Origin of the sequence: Lysinibacillus phoenicis, from assembly GCF_047238325.1 — a bacterium.
Taxonomy (GTDB): domain Bacteria; phylum Bacillota; class Bacilli; order Bacillales_A; family Planococcaceae; genus Lysinibacillus; species Lysinibacillus irui.
Map to the genome: position 1 here is coordinate 1,004,665 of NZ_JBDFMP010000002.1, position 17,797 is coordinate 1,022,461.

General features: G+C 39.8%; 16 protein-coding genes and 1 pseudogene. 5 read left to right on the forward strand and 12 right to left on the reverse strand.

Annotation, left to right across the window (positions count from 1 at the left end; all coding sequences use genetic code 11):
* Positions 1-360 precede the first annotated feature (360 nt).
* Entirely contained in the window at positions 361-726 is a 366-nt protein-coding gene (locus ABC382_RS06550) for a VOC family protein (RefSeq protein WP_274796674.1), read from the forward strand.
* Between the two features lie 242 nt (positions 727-968).
* Positions 969-1,910 carry a C40 family peptidase gene (locus tag ABC382_RS06555; protein ID WP_322606229.1) on the forward strand — a complete coding sequence of 314 codons (942 nt, stop codon included), beginning with the start codon at positions 969-971 and terminating at the stop codon, positions 1,908-1,910.
* Positions 1,911-2,153: 243 nt separating this feature from the next.
* On the opposite strand, the gene ABC382_RS06560 is transcribed toward ABC382_RS06555, so the two are convergent.
* Together ABC382_RS06560 and ABC382_RS06565 are read right to left on the reverse strand one after the other, a co-directional pair.
* Positions 2,154-3,542 (reverse strand): UDP-N-acetylmuramoyl-tripeptide--D-alanyl-D-alanine ligase, encoded by a 1,389-nt coding sequence (locus ABC382_RS06560; RefSeq protein ID WP_412926673.1) that lies wholly within the window; start codon positions 3,540-3,542, stop codon positions 2,154-2,156.
* Positions 3,543-3,688: 146 nt separating this feature from the next.
* Positions 3,689-5,083: a UDP-N-acetylmuramoyl-tripeptide--D-alanyl-D-alanine ligase gene (locus ABC382_RS06565; protein WP_322612035.1), complete on the reverse strand. Its 1,395-nt coding sequence runs from the start codon at positions 5,081-5,083 to the stop codon at positions 3,689-3,691.
* A 140-nt stretch (positions 5,084-5,223) separates the two neighbouring features.
* Here ABC382_RS06565 and ABC382_RS06570 point away from each other — a divergent pair, with 140 nt between their 5' ends.
* Positions 5,224-6,435, forward strand: coding sequence for an ATP-grasp domain-containing protein (locus ABC382_RS06570; RefSeq protein ID WP_412926674.1), 1,212 nt, complete (start codon positions 5,224-5,226; stop codon positions 6,433-6,435).
* 68 nt (positions 6,436-6,503) lie between these two features.
* Here ABC382_RS06570 and ABC382_RS06575 read toward each other — a convergent pair whose 3' ends face one another.
* The 8 genes and pseudogenes from ABC382_RS06575 to ABC382_RS06610 form a co-directional block, all read right to left on the reverse strand.
* Positions 6,504-8,696, reverse strand: a complete 2,193-nt coding sequence (locus ABC382_RS06575) for a YheC/YheD family protein (RefSeq protein WP_322612036.1) — start codon at positions 8,694-8,696, stop codon at positions 6,504-6,506.
* A 78-nt stretch (positions 8,697-8,774) separates the two neighbouring features.
* A complete protein-coding gene (locus ABC382_RS06580) occupies positions 8,775-9,206 on the reverse strand; it encodes a hypothetical protein (protein ID WP_274796668.1) in 432 nt (143 codons plus the stop codon).
* A gap of 150 nt (positions 9,207-9,356) precedes the next feature.
* The gene (locus tag ABC382_RS06585; protein ID WP_322612037.1) at positions 9,357-10,016 is read right to left on the reverse strand and encodes an HAD family hydrolase; all 660 of its coding nucleotides are present in this window, start codon (positions 10,014-10,016) and stop codon (positions 9,357-9,359) included.
* 442 nt (positions 10,017-10,458) lie between these two features.
* Complete coding sequence (locus ABC382_RS06590) at positions 10,459-10,830, reverse strand: DMT family transporter (RefSeq protein ID WP_322612038.1); 372 nt, start codon at positions 10,828-10,830, stop codon at positions 10,459-10,461.
* 13 nt (positions 10,831-10,843) lie between these two features.
* On the reverse strand, positions 10,844-11,167 hold the full coding sequence (locus ABC382_RS06595) for a DMT family transporter (protein ID WP_322612039.1): 324 nt from the start codon (positions 11,165-11,167) through the stop codon (positions 10,844-10,846).
* A gap of 23 nt (positions 11,168-11,190) precedes the next feature.
* Positions 11,191-11,304 (reverse strand): annotated as a pseudogene (locus ABC382_RS06600) (helix-turn-helix domain-containing protein); the annotation flags it as partial.
* Positions 11,305-11,644: 340 nt separating this feature from the next.
* Positions 11,645-13,444, reverse strand: coding sequence for a vWA domain-containing protein (locus tag ABC382_RS06605; RefSeq protein ID WP_412926675.1), 1,800 nt, complete (start codon positions 13,442-13,444; stop codon positions 11,645-11,647).
* 3 nt (positions 13,445-13,447) lie between these two features.
* Positions 13,448-14,506 (reverse strand): MoxR family ATPase, encoded by a 1,059-nt coding sequence (locus tag ABC382_RS06610; protein WP_322612041.1) that lies wholly within the window; start codon positions 14,504-14,506, stop codon positions 13,448-13,450.
* Positions 14,507-14,742: 236 nt separating this feature from the next.
* Here ABC382_RS06610 and ABC382_RS06615 point away from each other — a divergent pair, with 236 nt between their 5' ends.
* Together ABC382_RS06615 and ABC382_RS06620 are read left to right on the forward strand one after the other, a co-directional pair.
* Entirely contained in the window at positions 14,743-15,525 is a 783-nt protein-coding gene (locus ABC382_RS06615) for a glucosaminidase domain-containing protein (protein ID WP_274796661.1), read from the forward strand.
* A gap of 102 nt (positions 15,526-15,627) precedes the next feature.
* Complete coding sequence (locus ABC382_RS06620; RefSeq protein WP_274796660.1) at positions 15,628-16,053, forward strand: hypothetical protein; 426 nt, start codon at positions 15,628-15,630, stop codon at positions 16,051-16,053.
* Positions 16,054-16,177: 124 nt separating this feature from the next.
* On the opposite strand, the gene ABC382_RS06625 is transcribed toward ABC382_RS06620, so the two are convergent.
* Entirely contained in the window at positions 16,178-17,008 is an 831-nt protein-coding gene (locus ABC382_RS06625; RefSeq protein WP_322612042.1) for a C40 family peptidase, read from the reverse strand.
* Positions 17,008-17,790, reverse strand: coding sequence for a serine hydrolase (locus ABC382_RS06630; RefSeq protein ID WP_322612043.1), 783 nt, complete (start codon positions 17,788-17,790; stop codon positions 17,008-17,010). The genes ABC382_RS06625 and ABC382_RS06630 overlap by 1 nt, the downstream gene beginning before the upstream one ends.
* Between the last annotated feature and the right edge of the window lie 7 nt (positions 17,791-17,797).

Here is a 17,797-nt window from a genome sequence, read left to right on the forward strand (position 1 = left end):
ATCCGCCACTTTTTGTCGGCTATCCTTCAATTTCGGGGTTCTATCCACCGGCTTAAGCACTATCCTTCACTTTCAGAGTTCTATCCCTCACTTTGAGCATTTTATCCACCACTTTTCGATGGTTATCCTTCAATTCTAAGATTCTATCCACAGCTTTAAGCCTATCCTTCACTTTGAGCATTCTATCCGCCGCCCTATCCTTCAATTCCAGAGGGCTATCTCTCAATTCGAAGTTACTAACCCCCACAATAAAAGCTTTCCTCCCACTACTAAAGCCGCCATTGCGCTCTGCCTCCTGTCACCATTTCAAATATTTTGAAAATATACTATAATTATGGTAGAAAAGGAGGCTTCATTTCTATGATTATCGGTTTACATCATGTGCAAATTACGATTCCAAAGGGGACAGAGGGGCAGGGAAGAGAATTTTATTGTCATGTCTTAGGTCTTGAGGAAATTGAAAAACCTGATTCTCTCAAAGGGCGTGGGGGATTTTGGTTGCAGCTAGGGCATCAAGAGGTGCATGTAGGTACAGAGGAAGGCTTCGATCGTTTGACGACAAAGGCGCATATTGCTTATCAGGTAGAGGATATTAACGAGTGGCGGGAGAAACTAGCACAACATCAGATCGACATAATAGAGTCCGTGCCAATCCCTCATTATGAACGTTTTGAGTTCAGAGATCCTTTTGGCAATCGTGTTGAAATGATTCAGAAAATCTCGTAAACTGTCCACTTTTGGGCAGTTTTTTTCATGAGAATGTTCCATATGACAACGTACTGAAACATTTGTAATAAAACTGTAAATTCCCTTGATAAAGCCTTTTATAGCAAGTGTTAAGGGGCTCTCCTTTGTTGCTCTGGTAACATTTACCGCGTAGAAGCCCTAGATTTTCATGCTACGATTATTTCCATGGCAAAGCTATACAGGAGAAATCCTACTAGATGCTAAGGAGGTTATTTAATAACATGAATAAACGATTTTTATCCACAACACTTGCCTTAACGATTGGATTGAGTTCATTCGGAATGGTGCAAACAGCATTCCAACCTATCCAAGTAGAGGCTGCTACAACAAATACACAGAACAACGCACAGGCTGTTGCTGCGAAAGCAGATCAATTAATTAAAACTGGTAAAAGCTTAATGGGGCAAGCAACATACAGCAATACGGTATACAAGCCTACATACCCATATAAATTTTCTTGTGCTTCATTTTTAATGTACATTTTCGAGAAAAATGGTGTAGATCTTGGTACGTACAATGAAAATTATATGATTCAGCAAGGGACATATGTAGCGAGAAACCAATTACAAAAAGGGGATTTAGTCTTCTTTAAAAGTAAAAAAACAGGGACAGATCCCGACCATGTCGGCATGTATATTGGCGACAATAAAATCATTCACATGGCTGATCCAAAACAAAATATCATCATCTCTGATTTAAATAGTAAGCCTTATTACAAAGAAAATTATGTATCTGCACGTAGAGTATTACCTACCCTACTATCAGCCAACCCTGCAACAAAAGGCGATAAAATTGTTGAGAATGCGCTGACTTATAAAAATAAAGTATCGATTAGCTCGACAACAAATGAGTCAAGTCTACGATTTACCGCTCCAGCTTTTGTCGATTTCATCTATCGTAAAAGTGGCGTTACACTCGGATCAACTTCTTTAAGTGGTTTAATGAGCAAAGGATCAACTGTAGCGCGTGCTAATTTGAAAAAGGGTGATTTAGTCTTCTTTAATAGTGTGAAAGGTTCAAAAAACCCTTCTCTTGTAGGGATTTATGCAGGCGATCACCGCATCATCATCCCTAATTCCGATGGTGTCATGACAAGAGTATTATTTGTTGATTATTATGCTAAACATTATATTACTGCGAAGCGCGTTATCTCTACTAAATAACTCTACGCCCAGAAGTATAGCAAGCTTTAGTTGGTACACTTATTCAAAAATCTCAGCTTGAAAAAGTTGATTTAGTATTCTTCTCTACCATAGAAATCACACAAACGGGGATCTATTTAGGGAGTAATCAATATAATAGTATGACAACGACATAGGCACAAAAGAATTTTGTAACAGCTCGACGTGTTTTAAAATAAGTAAGATAATTGGGTGTCTCATTTAATTTTGAGACACCCTTTTGCTCTATAAAGAGTTTTTAAGTGTATTGGCAAATTCAATCATGGATCTACTCGACATCGGCCCTTTTATTAAGACAATCGTGTCCGCATCAAGCTTTGGTTTCAATAGTTCTAAAACGCCTGCTACCTCTTTAAACGTATGAACTTCTGCGTTGGTTCCATCTTTTTGAGCCTGGTCGGCAATTTTCTCTGCCCTTTTGCCGATGGTAATTAATGTATCAATCTTTCTCTCAGCAACCATCGAGCCAATTTCTCGATGATATTTTTCCTCAAAATTACCCAATCTCTTAATATCACCTAAAATAAGAATAACCTTTTTCTCTTTTCCTACTGTATCTAATACTTTTAAGGCTGCCTCTACCGATGTTGGATTATTGGTCCATGTATCATCGATAATCGTACTATCTCCTAGTCCTGTCGTAAATTCTAAATGTCTTGCCATTGGTTTAAAATTCCTTAATCCTGAAATAGCCTGACGAATGGTCAGCCCCATTTCATGACAGGCGGCAATTGCGGCTAACGCATTGTAAACTTGGTGTTCCCCATAGCCAGGGACAAATACGTTATACTTTGTCTCTGCAAATTCAAGTACAAATTTCATACCTGTATTGGCAAATTGTATTTTCGAAGCCTTGTAATCCGCCGAATCCTGTAAACCAAATTTAATAATCTTCCCTTTAAATCGTTTCAAAGATATTGTTTTAATGTTATCATCATCCGCATTGATGATTAACGTGCCATCTTCTTTAATTCCCTCTACAATTTCAGCCTTGGCCTTAATATAACCTTCAAGGTTGAGACAGCCGTCTAAATGATGTACACCAATATTCGTAATAATACCGATTGTTGGCTGATAGATCATACACTGATGTTTAATATTCCCTGTGTTGCCTAAGCCTAATTCAAATATAGCCGCTTGTGTTTTCTCTTCAATACCCGTCAAATAGGGTAATGATTGTCTCGGCTCATTTTTACTGCTGACGGATGCTTGCACTTGCCAATGCTTACTCACGATATGCTTTAACATCTCTTTTGTTGTTGTTTTACCACAGGTTCCTGTCAAAGCAACAACCGGAATGTCAAACAGACTCCGATAATATTCGATAAAAGTCCAATAGGCCTGCGTAACGCTTTTGACTTGTAAAACGGTTGTATTGTCTAAGGCGTTTTTTAACACAGTAGACGGCTTATCGGATATGATGAGGGACGGACCTTTTCGATCAATCTCTTGCCAGTTAATTTGATCACTTCGACTTACAAACAGAAGCGTATGACTTTTCGTTAAATCATGCCGATTATAGTAGATTGCATGCTGAACAGACCATTGATCTGATCCATGAATGAGCTTTCCCTGTAGTACATTCCTAAGTTTTTGCACACTAATCGGTTGCAAGTGTACTACGCCTCCTCTCTTTATCAATCTTATAGATGATTTGTTCCTTCTCTTGATTCAGAGTGTTGTTTTCTGATCAATTACTATACCTTATTAGCGCTTCTTTCTATGTGGCACAGTCAATATCCTATATTGTCAGAAGCAAGTTAATCTGCAGGTGGTGTAGGTTTAAGCTTTAGCTCCGTTGCTAGTTTTGACACCTGTTTACTATACATATCACCTTTTATGAGAACAATCGTATTCTCATCCACAATCCCCTGCAATAACGGATAAACGAGCGTGCTATTTTTAAATGAATAAACAGGCTTGCTAAACCCTAGCATTACTGCATAATCCGCCATAATCTTGGCATGCTCCCCAATCGTAATCAAAACATCCACACCAATACGATGGATTAATTCACCCGCTTGCTCGTGAATAACATAGCCCCATGAACCTAAATCCGTAATCGTCCCTATCACAGCAATTTTCTTCTTGCCATCCCCTAGCTCATTTAATACTTTTAAAGCAGCCTCTAAGGAGGTGGTTGTAATACTCCAAGTATCATCCAATAACATCGAATGATTGATGCCCTCAAAGAGCTGGAGTTGTTTTTTCAATTGGCGGAATGACTGAAGTTGTTTTGCTGCAACTGGAATAGGTACCCCCATGTCATAGACTGCAGCGATGGCAGCAAGGGCATTATAAACCTGATGTTCACCAAATCCTGGTACAAGAATGTCATAGCTTTGTCTGTCATGCTGAAGAACAAATTTCATGCCCTTTTGATAATACTGAATATGACTCGCTCGAAAATCACAGGATTCATGCTTTCCCACCTTTATCAAGCGCCCACTAAATCTAGAAACATCTAGTTTTTTAGTATTGATATCCTCCGCATTAATAATTAACGTACCTTTAGGATGAATAATGTCTAGCATTTCTCCCTTTGCTTGAATATAGCCCTCTAATGTTTTGCAATAATTTAAATGATGGGCTCCGATATTAGTAATAATCCCGATCGTCGGTTTGAAGTATTTCCCAGCATTTGTAACATCACCTGGTGAGCCAACAGCCGTTTCAAATACGGCTGCCTCTGTATCTTCCTCAATACTTAGTAAATATTGCAATGATGCCGTTCTTGAATTACTGCTCAATGTAGTAGCGGTCACTTTATGCTCTGCTGAAAGAATATGTTTAATCATCTCTTTTGTTGTTGTTTTCCCCGAAGTTCCTGTAATCGCTACAATGGGGATCTGGAACTGATTGCGATAAAAATCGACAAACTTCCAATAGGCCTCATTTGCATTCGCTACCTGTATCATATTAACTTGGTTTGGAATGTCATTTGGCCGATAAGCTCTATCGGTCACTAGCACTAGAGGAGAAAATGGCTCAAGATTTTTCCAATTGACAATGCGTTTACTAGTAAAAAGGGCCGTATTAGGTTTTTTTACTTGTTTTAATCGATAAGCACCATGCTGAATCAGTAAATCCTCTGACCCTTGCACTATATAGCCTGCCGTAATCATTGCTAAATTTTTCACCGAAAGAGGCTTCATATCTTTTCTCCCTCCTTTCTTTTCTAGTATATGTAACCTCCTAAAAGTTGCTTGGATGAAGTCAAGATACATAACTAGGAGAAATCTATTTCGTTGCATATATATAAAGGTGATTAAGTATCTAAGTACCAATAGAAGGAGTGATATACCTGAAAGCAATTGTATTTATCGGTACAAACAAATCCGGGTCTAGCCGTGAAGCGACGAGAGCAGCAGAAAAATTAGGCTACTTCACAGTACTTTTTACTAATAATGAAAAACAACTTCAGCAGCGACGAGCCTACCCTGACATTCATAAAATGATACTCATTGATACTTTGAATATTGAAAGAATGAAAGAGGAAATTGATAAACTAGGGAAAACCGGATTAGACATTAAAAGTATCGTTAGTTTTGTGGATCCATTTGTCCATGTTGCCTCTATGCTATGTGATGAATTTTGTCATAACTACACCTCCTCCTCCGCAATTGAAATCATGGAGGATAAAGAAAAAACGAGAAATTATTTAAAAGACCAGCCATACTCACCAAAGTTTTCGCTCATGAAGCCCAATGAACCTATTGCTAACAATTGGACTTTTCCATTAATCGTGAAATCACCAAAATCAACAGGCTCAAAAGATGTACTATTAGCAACGGATGCTGATCAACTTAATAACCACCTCAAATCATTACGTAGTAAAAACCCCTATGAATCGATCATGATTGAAGAGTATTTGGAGGGCCCTCAATACTTAGTGGAGGCTGTTGTGTATCAACGGCAGCCACATGTGATTGGCATAATTGAGCAGGAAATTACCCAAGGGAAACGCTTTATCATTACAGGCTATGGTGTATTGGTGAAAGCTCCTCAAGACATTCGCGCGGGAATCGAGGAAGTACTCCACTCCATTGTAAAGGCCTTTGATTTAGAAAATGGGGCGCTCCATTTAGAGCTTCGATTAACCCAAAACGGTTGGAAACTCATCGAAATTAATCCTCGAATATCTGGGGGCGCTATGAACAATATGCTCCAGGCTGCTCTTGGCTTTAGTTTAGTAGAAGAAACACTGAAACTATTGCTTGGTCAACAGCCTAATTTTCAGCCAAGGCATCAAAAATTTGTCTATACAAAATATGTCATTGTAGAAAGTAAAGGGGTTTTAGAGAAGGTGATTGGTAAGGCGAGAGCATCTAGATCCACAGGCGTCGTAGAAGTATATGTGAAACCTAGAAAAGGAACGCTCCTAACGCCACCTTTATCAATGGGTCACCGCTATGCCTATGTTATTGCACAAGGAGCCACATTGAAGGAAGCTAGAAATCATGCTATCAACGCAGCAAAGGAAATCAAATTTATATTGAGAGTTTGAAAAAAATATCCCGAATAATTGCCGCTTGCAGTGGACAGTTACTCGGGTTTTTTATTTTTATTAATGGTTTATTCTTCTCTAAATGTTTGATCTAAAAATTTCACGGTTTCAAACATATTCGTTTTACTAGCACCTTTCACGAGAATGGTATCATGAGGCTTAATGAGCTTTACTAGGAGGGCATGTAATTGGTCCTTATTAATAAAATGATGTACCCTTGATGGGTCCATGCCCTTGGCGATGGCGGCATTGCTCATTTCATCTGTCCTAAATCCATAGGTAATGAATTCATCAATGCCAACGTCATATACATATTCCCCAACCTTTTTATATTCTTCTTCCCTTAAAACACCAAGCTCACGCATTTGCCCAATAATGGCTACCTTCCGATTTTTAGCAATATTGGTTAGCACATCAATAGCTGCACGAACCCCTTGTGGATGGGAGTGTACTGTGTCATCAATAACTGTAATATCATCGCGGCAGTTATAGATAGTTAAGCGTCTTGGTGGTTTTTTAAAGTTGAGTCCAGCCTGAATATCGAGTGCACTGAACCCTAAAAGATCAGCCACTGCAACTGCATTCAGAGCATTGTAAACATGATGTTCTCCTAAAATAGGAATATACATTTCTATCTCTTGACCATGTAGCTTCATTTTAAAGGACATGCCGATATCCTTATACTGTAAATCATAGGCACGATAGTCCGCTTCCTTTTTAATGCCCACCGTGATGATTTTCCCTTTAAATTGCTGTGTCTCTAAATACCTTGAATTATCATCATCCTGATTGACAATTAGTAAACCTTGTTGATCCATGCCATGAATCAATTCCGACTTCGCCTTCGCTACGCCTCTTACATCGCCATCAAAATTACCGACATGCGCTAAACCGATATTTGTAACAATACTAATATTCGGCTGGATAATGCTACAGTGGTTCGTAATAATACCAGGGTAGGCCATACCATATTCTAATACGACCGCCTGGTGTGAATCATTGATTTCTTCCTTATGCTTTTTCGTATGCTCTGTCGTATTCCAATAATCCTTCGACTCAAAAACATTCCATTTTTTCGATAAAATCGACCCAACAAATGCCTTTGTCGTTGTTTTCCCAGCACTTCCGGTAATCGCAATAATCGGTATGCTTTTCTTTTCTGCAGGCTGCTGATTTTGTTGTTGAACGATCTCCTTCTGCATATTTTTATGATTTTTCGCTAAATACATAGCATAACGAATAGAATGGATGACAACATCTAATTCCAAGTAAAAAGCAGGAGGACAGCCTGGTCGCCAATTGACCTCATACATCCAAATTTTTTGCTGCTGATCTAAACCTACGTCAATGCCAATTTCATCAATGACTTCCCCAAACTTCTCCATTTGAATCTCATCCAGATGATGGGCCAACGCTAATGAAAAATGCTCTAGCATTCGACGAATATTATAAGCTTCTTCCTTGAACTCCTGCTCCAAAAAAGGATCTAAGTAATTGGTAAAGCCACCATTATTAATATTCGGTATAATAGAGCCATTAGGCGCGATCCTTGGGTATACTGTCGTCACTACCCATTTACCTTCACCATTTTTTTGTACATGTAGCCGGAAATCATAGACTTGACCCGATTTAGTGATTGATTGAATATAGGGCTGCATAATAAAGGTGCCAGCCGCAAGCTGCTCCTTTAGTAATGCATCTAATTGAGGCTTTGAATAGGTTGTATTCGTACTATCCTTTCTCACATCAAAATGCTTTGTTCCTGCCTTCGTAATAAAATAGATACCTTTACCCTTACGTCCATCAATTGGCTTAAACACAACCTTTTTATAATAATTGATAAATTTGTGAAATACATCGACATCCTTCACAATTTCTGATGGAATCAAATACTGTTCAAATTCCTTTGCTTCCTTCAATCGCTTCATCACATTCCATTTATTCCCGATTGAATGAGTCGTAAATGGAATTTCTTCTTTTAAACGATCAATAATCTCTTTGGACACGGATAATTTCTCTGGACTCCCTGCATTATAGATCACATCTGGAAAGGGCATCGTTTTTTCATGCCATTGTCCATCCTCATAAACTTTAGCGCGAATGGAACGTTTGGCAAAATCAACACTTTTAGGTGTGAAGTAAAAAAACTGTGCCCCTTCTGCCTTTGCAACTGCTGCATAGGCATACGACTTGAGGACTGTGGTTGGATCAAGTCGATGATGCAGCATACCAATAATCGTCATAGCTAAACTTCCTTTCATTAGAGTCTCTCTCTATTACATTCACTTTCTATCCCTTACATCGAGACAGATGCTCTAGCTTAGTAGTATAATCTGGCGCTACCATTTAGGCTCAATGATAAATTTCCCTTTCAGCATGTCTGGCTTTAATAGCTGAATCGCAGAAATGCCACTAAGTTCAATGGATTTTTCCGTACTTGTTTTTTCTAACCTCACTACATCCGCCACGGAATTGGTATCATTGCCTTCATAATCGAAGGCACGTAACAACGACACGGTGCCACGACAACGCTCCTTATCGACTGCCTCAATACGAAAAAACTCCGTTTCAAACTGTTTCACTGTATCCATTAACCTTAAATGAGCGCCACTGTTTGTAATTAAAAAAAAGGGAATCGTATCACTCCCAACGATTTTGACAAGTAACTGACCGAAATATTTAGAATGAAAGTTCATCATAATATCCTGAAGATCCTTCAAATCACTTAAAGCTTCGCATAAAAAATGATTTCTTTTCTTCTCACTATTCAAATAATAGCCCCCTCCCTAGTCTGAATAAGTGTATATATCCATGTAAATTGCCCTCTCGTTATAATATGTAGCAATAAAAAATATGACGACTAATTCACAAAGAAACAAAAAAACCTCTCCCATTGAAATGGAGAGGCTGTTGTTATGAGATTAGGAGATGAAGACTGCTAGAAGATCTTGTAGATCATACTGTGCTATTGTCTCCAGGGTCTGATGTCCTGTATCAAAAGGTAATTGCTTAGTGATTGCGTTAGGAATGACTAATGTATACAGCCCCGCTGCTACTGCTGCTTGTGCGCCATTCGGTGAATCCTCAATTGCTATAGCCTCATTAGCCTTTATTCCTAACTGTTCAAGGGCCTGCAAGTAAAGCTCTGGATCCGGCTTAACATTGGTCACAGTGTCAGCAGTACAATAACAATCAAAAAAATCTCGAATGCCAAGCGTATCAACATATTGATCGATCCACTGGCGGCTAGAGCTACTAGCTAACCCAATTTGTAAACCCGCTTCCCTTGCTTGCTGTAGCCACATTAAAATACCAGGTCTTACTGTTTCCTTGGCCATTAGCTGCGCATGGCTTTGTTGAATCGATGTTTGAAATGCCTCCACATCCAATTCAATGTGATGATGTGTGACAAGATATGTATAAGGATTAAACTCTTGAAGATTGGTCCCAAGGCATTTTGCATATGTTGCCAACGATAAGTCAACCCCATATTGGGCATAGGCATCTCTAAAAACAGTATACCACGCCGTTTCCGTATCAATAATTGTACCGTCAAAATCAAAAATAATGGCTTTAATCATCACATATCCCCCTATTCCGTATCTGTGTATCCTGCTTCTTGTGGTGCTATCCATTGATTCTGGCCAGCTATAATTCGATTTTCGATGGCTATTCATCTATCACGCTAGATTCCTGCTTTTTTGCGGGGCTATCCTTCGATTTCGGCCGGCTATCCGCCACTTTTCTATTCCTATCCACCGCTTTTGGACGGCTATCCACCACTTTTCCATTTCTATCCGTCTACACGCTAGATTCCTGCTTTTTTGCGGGGCTATCCTTCGATTTCAGCCGGCTATCCGCCACTTTTCTATTCCTATCCACCGCTTTTGGACGGCTATCCACCACTTTTCCATTTCTATCCGTCTACACGCTAGATTCCTGCTTTTTTGCGGGGTTATCCTTCGATTTCAGACGGCTTTCCACCACTTTTCCATCTCTATCCGTCTACACGCTAGATTCCTGCTAGTTTGCGGGGCTATCCTTCGATTTCAACCGGCTATCCGCCACGTCTTCCCTTTTATCCCCTTGATTTAACAAGATAACCCCTCCAATAATTAGAGCAATGCCAATCGCAGAGTAGAGATTAAAAATATCGTTCCAAATTATAATGCCGACCATGACGGTTAAAGCTGTGCCAACTCCAGACCAGATGGCGTAGGCTAAGCTTAATGGCATTGTTTTTAAGCATAAGGATAGGCTATAAAATGATATCCCATAGCCAAGTGCCACCACTAATGATGGGACCAGCACAGTGAAACCATCAGAAAGCTTGAGCATCGTTGTGGCAAAGACCTCACTTATGATTGAGAGTGTTAAAAATAAATAGCCTTTCATTCTAAGGTGCCTCCTAATGACCGCCTGCAAGATTGAGTACTACGACACCCATAATAATACAGAGAATTCCTAGTACCTTCTTGCGATTGAATATTTCCTTATAAAAGACAACCCCCACAATAGCTGTTAAGGCTGTCCCTAAACCGGCCCATATCGCATAGGCCGTACCAATTGGAATGACTTTTAATGTTAAGGCTAAACAATAAAACGCCGTTCCATAGCCCACCACCACACCGATCGATGGCCAAATCCGAGTGAAACCCTCCGTGCGCTTTAGCATGGAGCTTGCAAAAACCTCTGCTATAATAGCGAGTAATAAAAAAATAAAAGCCAACATTGTTAAAAATCCCTTCTTCGTTGCTATGGTTCCTCTTCCTCTACATACTCCAGTCTATCTCCTGGCTGACAGTTCAACTCATACAGAATTGCATTGAAAGTAGAAAAACGTAAGGCACTTACCTTGCCCGTACGCACACAATCGCTATGTATAGTGTAGCAGTAAATAAACATTTCACGAATCTTTTTAGATTTTCTTGGCTAGCTGATCGGACAACAATAATGTCACACCTTCACCTTCAGAATGAATGGAAGCCGTGCACTGCCCTTAGTCAAGTACTGATTCACTTCCTGTTCTGTAACGACCCTACCCCGTACAAATTGAATCGTCATTAGCATGTTCGTAAAAATAGTAAGAAGCCCCTTTATCAATAATTAAAATTCTTTACTATATAATTTGTTCCATGCCAGCAGTCCCTTCCTTTATTATTAAATAATAAAACCCTCTAATGCTAGAGAGTTCTACTTTTTATGAACATTATTTCATTCTAAATACCTCACCTTTTGGTACAAATGGTAACTTAGCTCCTTGGGGTAGCACGTAGGCATGTTCTCTTTTAATCGTTAAACGGTCGCAATGTCCATCCGTAATAATAAGGATAGGGCCATTTTTAGGGAAATCGGATGCTTCTTCCAGTAAGCGGACCCCAGGTTGTAATACTGTGCCTCCTCTGCCCCGTATTTTTACTTTTGTTAATAGCTCTTCTGGTGCCATATAGCCTGCATCATAGGCAATGGCATCACAAAAGATGACACGTACGAGTGGAACTTCTCTTGCAATACTATAGCTTGCTATTGTCCCGAGTGCTTTGCCAAGTAAGGCACGATCCATAGAGCCGGAAGTATCGATAATAACTCCGAATGTACGCCCATCTTCCTCCCCGCTTTGGTGAATCCATCTTGGTCTTGCAATATCAGGTGTCGATGCTTGTCTTCTACTAGGGCGTGCATAGGTTCTGACCTTCTCTAATGGTTGAAACATGCGATCAAACCATTTTGCTAATTCCACGTCCCAGGCAATAGGCGGCTGTGACAGGCTTCGAATTTCCTCGATTAGTCCTTGTGGCAAGTACCCCCTATCTTGCGCCATATGATAGCTTAGCCCTTGACTCAATGCTCTTCTATAAAATGTGTCCAAATCAACGCCTACTTTTCCTTCCCAAAAGTCTGGCGGTTTCGTTTCTATAATATCCACCATTCCTTGCCCCCGAAAGGTTCTTAATTTACGATACAACCTCATATCCGTAACAATACGATCATAAATAGCTTCTGCAGATAACCCTTTTAATGCAGGGTCATATAGTCCACCAAACGCTGGCATCTCCCCTATTTTCATGTCGATTAACCAGCCATTTATGACATAATCGCAAGCAACATTCCAGAGATAGGGATCACGCCCTTGTCTCCGTGTAGTATGACTTAATCCAGCATGAAGCAATTCGTGTGCTATTAAAAATCGCATTTCTTCCTCTGTCATCCCCATCGCCGTATTTAGGTAAATCTCCTTTGTTTCAACCGAGATGGCTGCTATCGAGATGTCCATCCTTGTACAAACAAGTGGATCTTCGATAATCGTAAAATCGGCAGCTAATGCGCCAAATAATGGATATGAGCTCATAAACCAAGCTTTTGCCCGTTGTGCTTGTGTCAAATTCGTCGCGCCTGCGAGTGTGTTGTCTATACCTCCCGCTACACGAATGGCGCTTTGCACAGCTTTAGCTAATCCCTCTGCAAATAATTCACCATAGTTGCGATAGCCGCTAAACATGTACTGTGTTTTATTTTGTGAAATCAGAAAATCCATTTGTCCTGGCATTGTGCTATAGCCTTTAAAATGAGGAGGTACACCCTCTCGTAGAAATCGATCATACAATTTTTCATCAGAGGTAAAGGCTTCAACAAGTGGTTCATTCATTTCTTTTGGTGCTTGACCAAATTTGAGTTCTGCTAAAAATTTCGTGATATAACAGTCACAAGCAATATTCCCTAGCTCCTGTTGCTCTTTTTTGGGTTGATGATGCTGTAAGCCAAGGTGTAATAAGCAATGGGCAATGACATAGGCCCATTCATTTGGCTGCCCTTTTTTATCTTGATTGACGTAGATTACACCTGTACTCGACACATAAGCCCAATCTTTTTGTGCCATACTTTCATATTGCATGTAAACGGCATTACATAACACTTCAAATAATGGATGGGTGGCGACCATTTCATGTCCTCGAGCAATTGATGTCTCATTTTTATGCTCCTGCTTCAATATTTTCTTTTTTTTAGCCATAATTTATCCATCCTTCTTAGCTACTAAACGTGGTAAATCTCTAATCACTTCTAGCATAAACCAGGCTGGTAAGGCTTCACCCTTTTGCTCAGATACGACCATCTGTGCAATCTCTAAGCTAATGGATGCTAAATCCTTAATCAAGTCCTTGGCACGGAATGCTAATTGTTGTTGATTTCCCTTCAATGTCGTATGCTCGCTCGGTAGCTCCTTGATTAGTTGCGCGCGGAAGGACTGCGCCATGAAATAGAGTAAGTCTCTTTCATCAGGTCGATCTGGCCAGCGTAATTCACCATTGAGGATTTTGGCTAAATCATATTTGCTTTGCACTTGTTTGATAAAGGCTTTAAATTGACTTGCAGTATGCGAAGATAGGCAACTACTCGCTAAAATATCGATAGCTTGTTCATTTAGACTGTTACCATAGGCATACAGACAATCACTTAGCATATGCCAAGACCTTGGAGTGGAAAAGGGTTCTTCAGTTTTTGGTGGTTCACTCCATAAATGATCGGGACGCATTTGAACATACTCAATCACATATGGGTGTATTTCATGTTCATAGGCCCATTCGAGCCAATCTTTATGAGAGGCTCTAAGTTGAACATGGACCATACGATTAATTAATGCCGAGGACATCGGCTTCACGATCGCACTATCCTGCGCTCTATTCCCTGCTCCAATCACAATCGTGCCCTCTGGTAATAGAAATTCCCCAATTCTTCTTTCATGTATAAGACTATAAAAAGCTTTTTGTACCTCCTGTGAGCAAGCATTTAATTCATCTAAAAATAAGCAATAGGGTTCATCTCGAGCAATCATTTTTGGTGGACAGAACACACTGTAGCCATCCTTTATTTGTGGAACCCCGATGATATCCTCAGGTGCTAGCTGACTGCCTAATAAAGACACACATGGCATCCCTAATTTACTCGCAAAGCTTTCTACGATTGCCGACTTCCCAATACCTGGTGCTCCCCAAATAAATACTGGTCGTATAGGCGCTACATTTAAAAGAAAATCATATAGTTGTTTTTGTGTCACAGAAAAAATAGTATTCAATCAAAACTTCCTTTCAAGCTGGTCATTGTTTTACAAATAATACTACCATTTTCTATTACATTATGCTTGTCTCTACCAATCTATTATGTCATGCGGGAAGATAAAAAATGAGGAACTAATTATGTTGAGGGACGTTCTATTAATGATGGAATCTATTAATCAAGACATCTCTTTATTTCTCTTTCACTCTCTGTAATAATGAGAGATAGCTAAACTTTGATAGAAGGGAGGGAGATGTGGTCACGACCAACATCAAGCATACGATGAAATATATGCTTAATTTTTTAAAAGGACTCATGATTACCGTTGTCGTTATTTGTATTTCGTTTTATATGGTGACACAGTTATTTAATACGACTGAAAGAGAAGAGCCTGTTGTCGATGATCGTCCAAGTGTGGAGGAGTTTATTGGAGAGATTGCTGAAACAGCACGAGATCTTGGTGCTGAAAATGACCTATATGCTTCCGTCATGATTGCACAAGCAATCCTAGAAAGTGAGCATGGACAAAGTGGACTTGGCTCTGCTCCAAACTATAATCTATTCGGAATGAAAGGCAGCTACCAAAATAATTCCGTAACTCTTGAAACAACAGAGGATGATGGTTCAGGTAATCTATCCACAATCATGGCTGCCTTCCGCAAATACCCTTCCTATGAGGCATCGATGCAGGATTATGTCAAATTAATGCGTAATGGGGTTTCGTGGAACAAAGATTTCTATGCGGGCGTTTTTAAAAGCAACACAACTGCCTATACAGATGCAACGAAGTTTTTAACAGGCTCTTATGCTACCGATTCTTCATACAATGAAAAATTAAATACACTTATCGCAAAATATGATCTACAACAATATGATAGCCCTGTCAAAGATAAGAAAACCATTACCGTAGCTGACGGGGACTCGCTGATGAAGATTGCAGAGGTTTATAATGTGAAAGTAACCTCTATAAAACAATGGAATCAGCTTCGAACAGACCGCCTTGAAGCAGGTCAACAATTAAATATTTATCATTATTAACTCAAGACCTCCATCTCGCCTGCGGGTGTATGGAGGTTTTCTTGTTGGCAACCAAATCTTATTCACCTCGTAAATGTAAAATGACGCAAGGGTTTGAATCCAATGAAGCGCATGCAGCTAGTCAGTCTAATCATCGTCAATCTTGTACTATTGCCAATCATTCAGCTAAGCTACAATCAATTTTATGCCGTAGATATACCCGAAGGCATGTTTCAACTTTGGCTGTTTCCACTACTAATATTATTGATAAATGTTCTACTATGGAGCTGTCGTCTTCGTATAACATCCTATATTCATTGGACCTTTATCTATGTAGGAGCAGGTACTTCCTTAGCCTGTTATTTTGTTTGGCACTACAGTCAACTAATCCCCTATCCACACATGCCCCCAGGTGAGGCGACCTTTGAATTATACATGAGAACGTTTTTACTCGGACTATGGCAGCTAGTCGCTTTATTTCTTGTCAATGTCCTGACATTCATTATGAGCAAAATATGGATGACCTTAAAAAATGTACCTAAAATTTAATGATGTATTATACGGTGAAGACTCGTGTCTTTTCTGTCTTTCCCCCCTCCTAGAACTCTAATCGGTGATTGACTGTTGACCATGCTTCTTCCGACACTATCATTTCACCCAATAAAAGAGAAGCCTAGTTACACAGCTTCTCCTGAAATAATGTACCTACCTCTAAAATGGTCGTAGCTAGATCATGCCGATAGAGAGGGTGATTTTCTTCTAAACTATTAACTGACACTTCATTCCCTCCAATTGAAGAATGAACATAAAGTTGATCCCCAATATATAAAGCAATATGACCTGGAAAATAAATTAAGTCGCCCTTTTGCATTTGGTCTCTAGCTATTTTCACAATCGAAAAGCCCTCTACAATTTTGGCATCTCGATAGATCGTCACACCATTTAGCAAATAAGCCATCGAGCACAAACCAGAGCAATCAATCCCTAGTGGTGATTTGCCACCCCAACGATAAGGTGCTCCTAAATAACTTAACGCAGTTGCCACCACATTCTCTCGAAATTGCTGCTCGGAAACCGAACGTTCTGTCATTTTTGCCTGTAGCCATTTTGTGCGAACATAGCCCCTTTGCCCTGTCACTAACTGTACAGCTGACCATTCTTCCGGTAAATTTTCTTCTGACACAACACAGATGGAAGTGCCTCTTACAAGTGTTACTAGTTTCGAACTTTGAATACGTGGTTGCTGTAATACATCCGCAAAACTTTGAAAAATGATATGCTGTGCTTCCCTTTCCCACTTAGAGACTAGTACTTCGTCTACTAGTAAGTCTGCCTTCTGACAATAGCCTTCATAGCGATAGGCCGTTTGGATATATACCCAACCTTCATTGACATCCCTGATCCTCTTTACTGTCATCCCATAAAGAACTTCATCGACAACTTCAGACGTTGAAGTGGGCATAGCGTGTAAACTAGCAATCATTGCTGTTACGATAGCCTTCATTACATTCCCTCCTTCCGCTCCACTAGCTCTCCATAAACAACCTTTGATAGACGACCAATTAATTGGCGTGCCTGCTCATTATTCGTCACATTGGTGATAAAAACACCGATACTATAATCGATAGCACTACTATAAACAATCCCCACATCATGATCGACGGTATCAAGTCCTCCTGTTTTATGTGCAAGTTTGATATCATCCACGAGATAGCGCCTTAAGGACTCGTGTATACGCTGCCGACTTAAAATATCAATGACCAATTTACTGTATGCGGGGGACAACACATCTTGCTGGTAAATACGTGTAAAGAGATGAGCCATATCCCGAGCTGACGTGCAATTGTCTATGCCCTTTGCGAGGCGCTCAACATCCATCATTTTACGCTGTAGCAAGGTGTCCTGTAGACCCAACCTGTGGAAATATTCATTTAAAAAATCCATTCCTACTACATCAATTAGGACGTTCGTGGCTGTATTGTCACTAGTAATAATCATCCATACAAGCAGCTCATATACAGTGCTTTGCGTCAGACGTTGTTCGCTCACTACACTGAAATCCACCCAATCGTTCGGCGCAATAGAAAGCGTAGAATCAAGCGCAAAATGGTTGTCCTCCATAGACGATAAGAAAGCTAGAAGAATAGGAACTTTTATTAAACTAGCACTTGAAAATGAATGCTCAAGCTGATGACCAATTAGAAATTGATTGGTTGCTAGATTTTTTACAAATAGATGTACCTCATAAGGTGATGCTTGAATCATCTCGTGAATCTTTCGTTCCATAGGACAC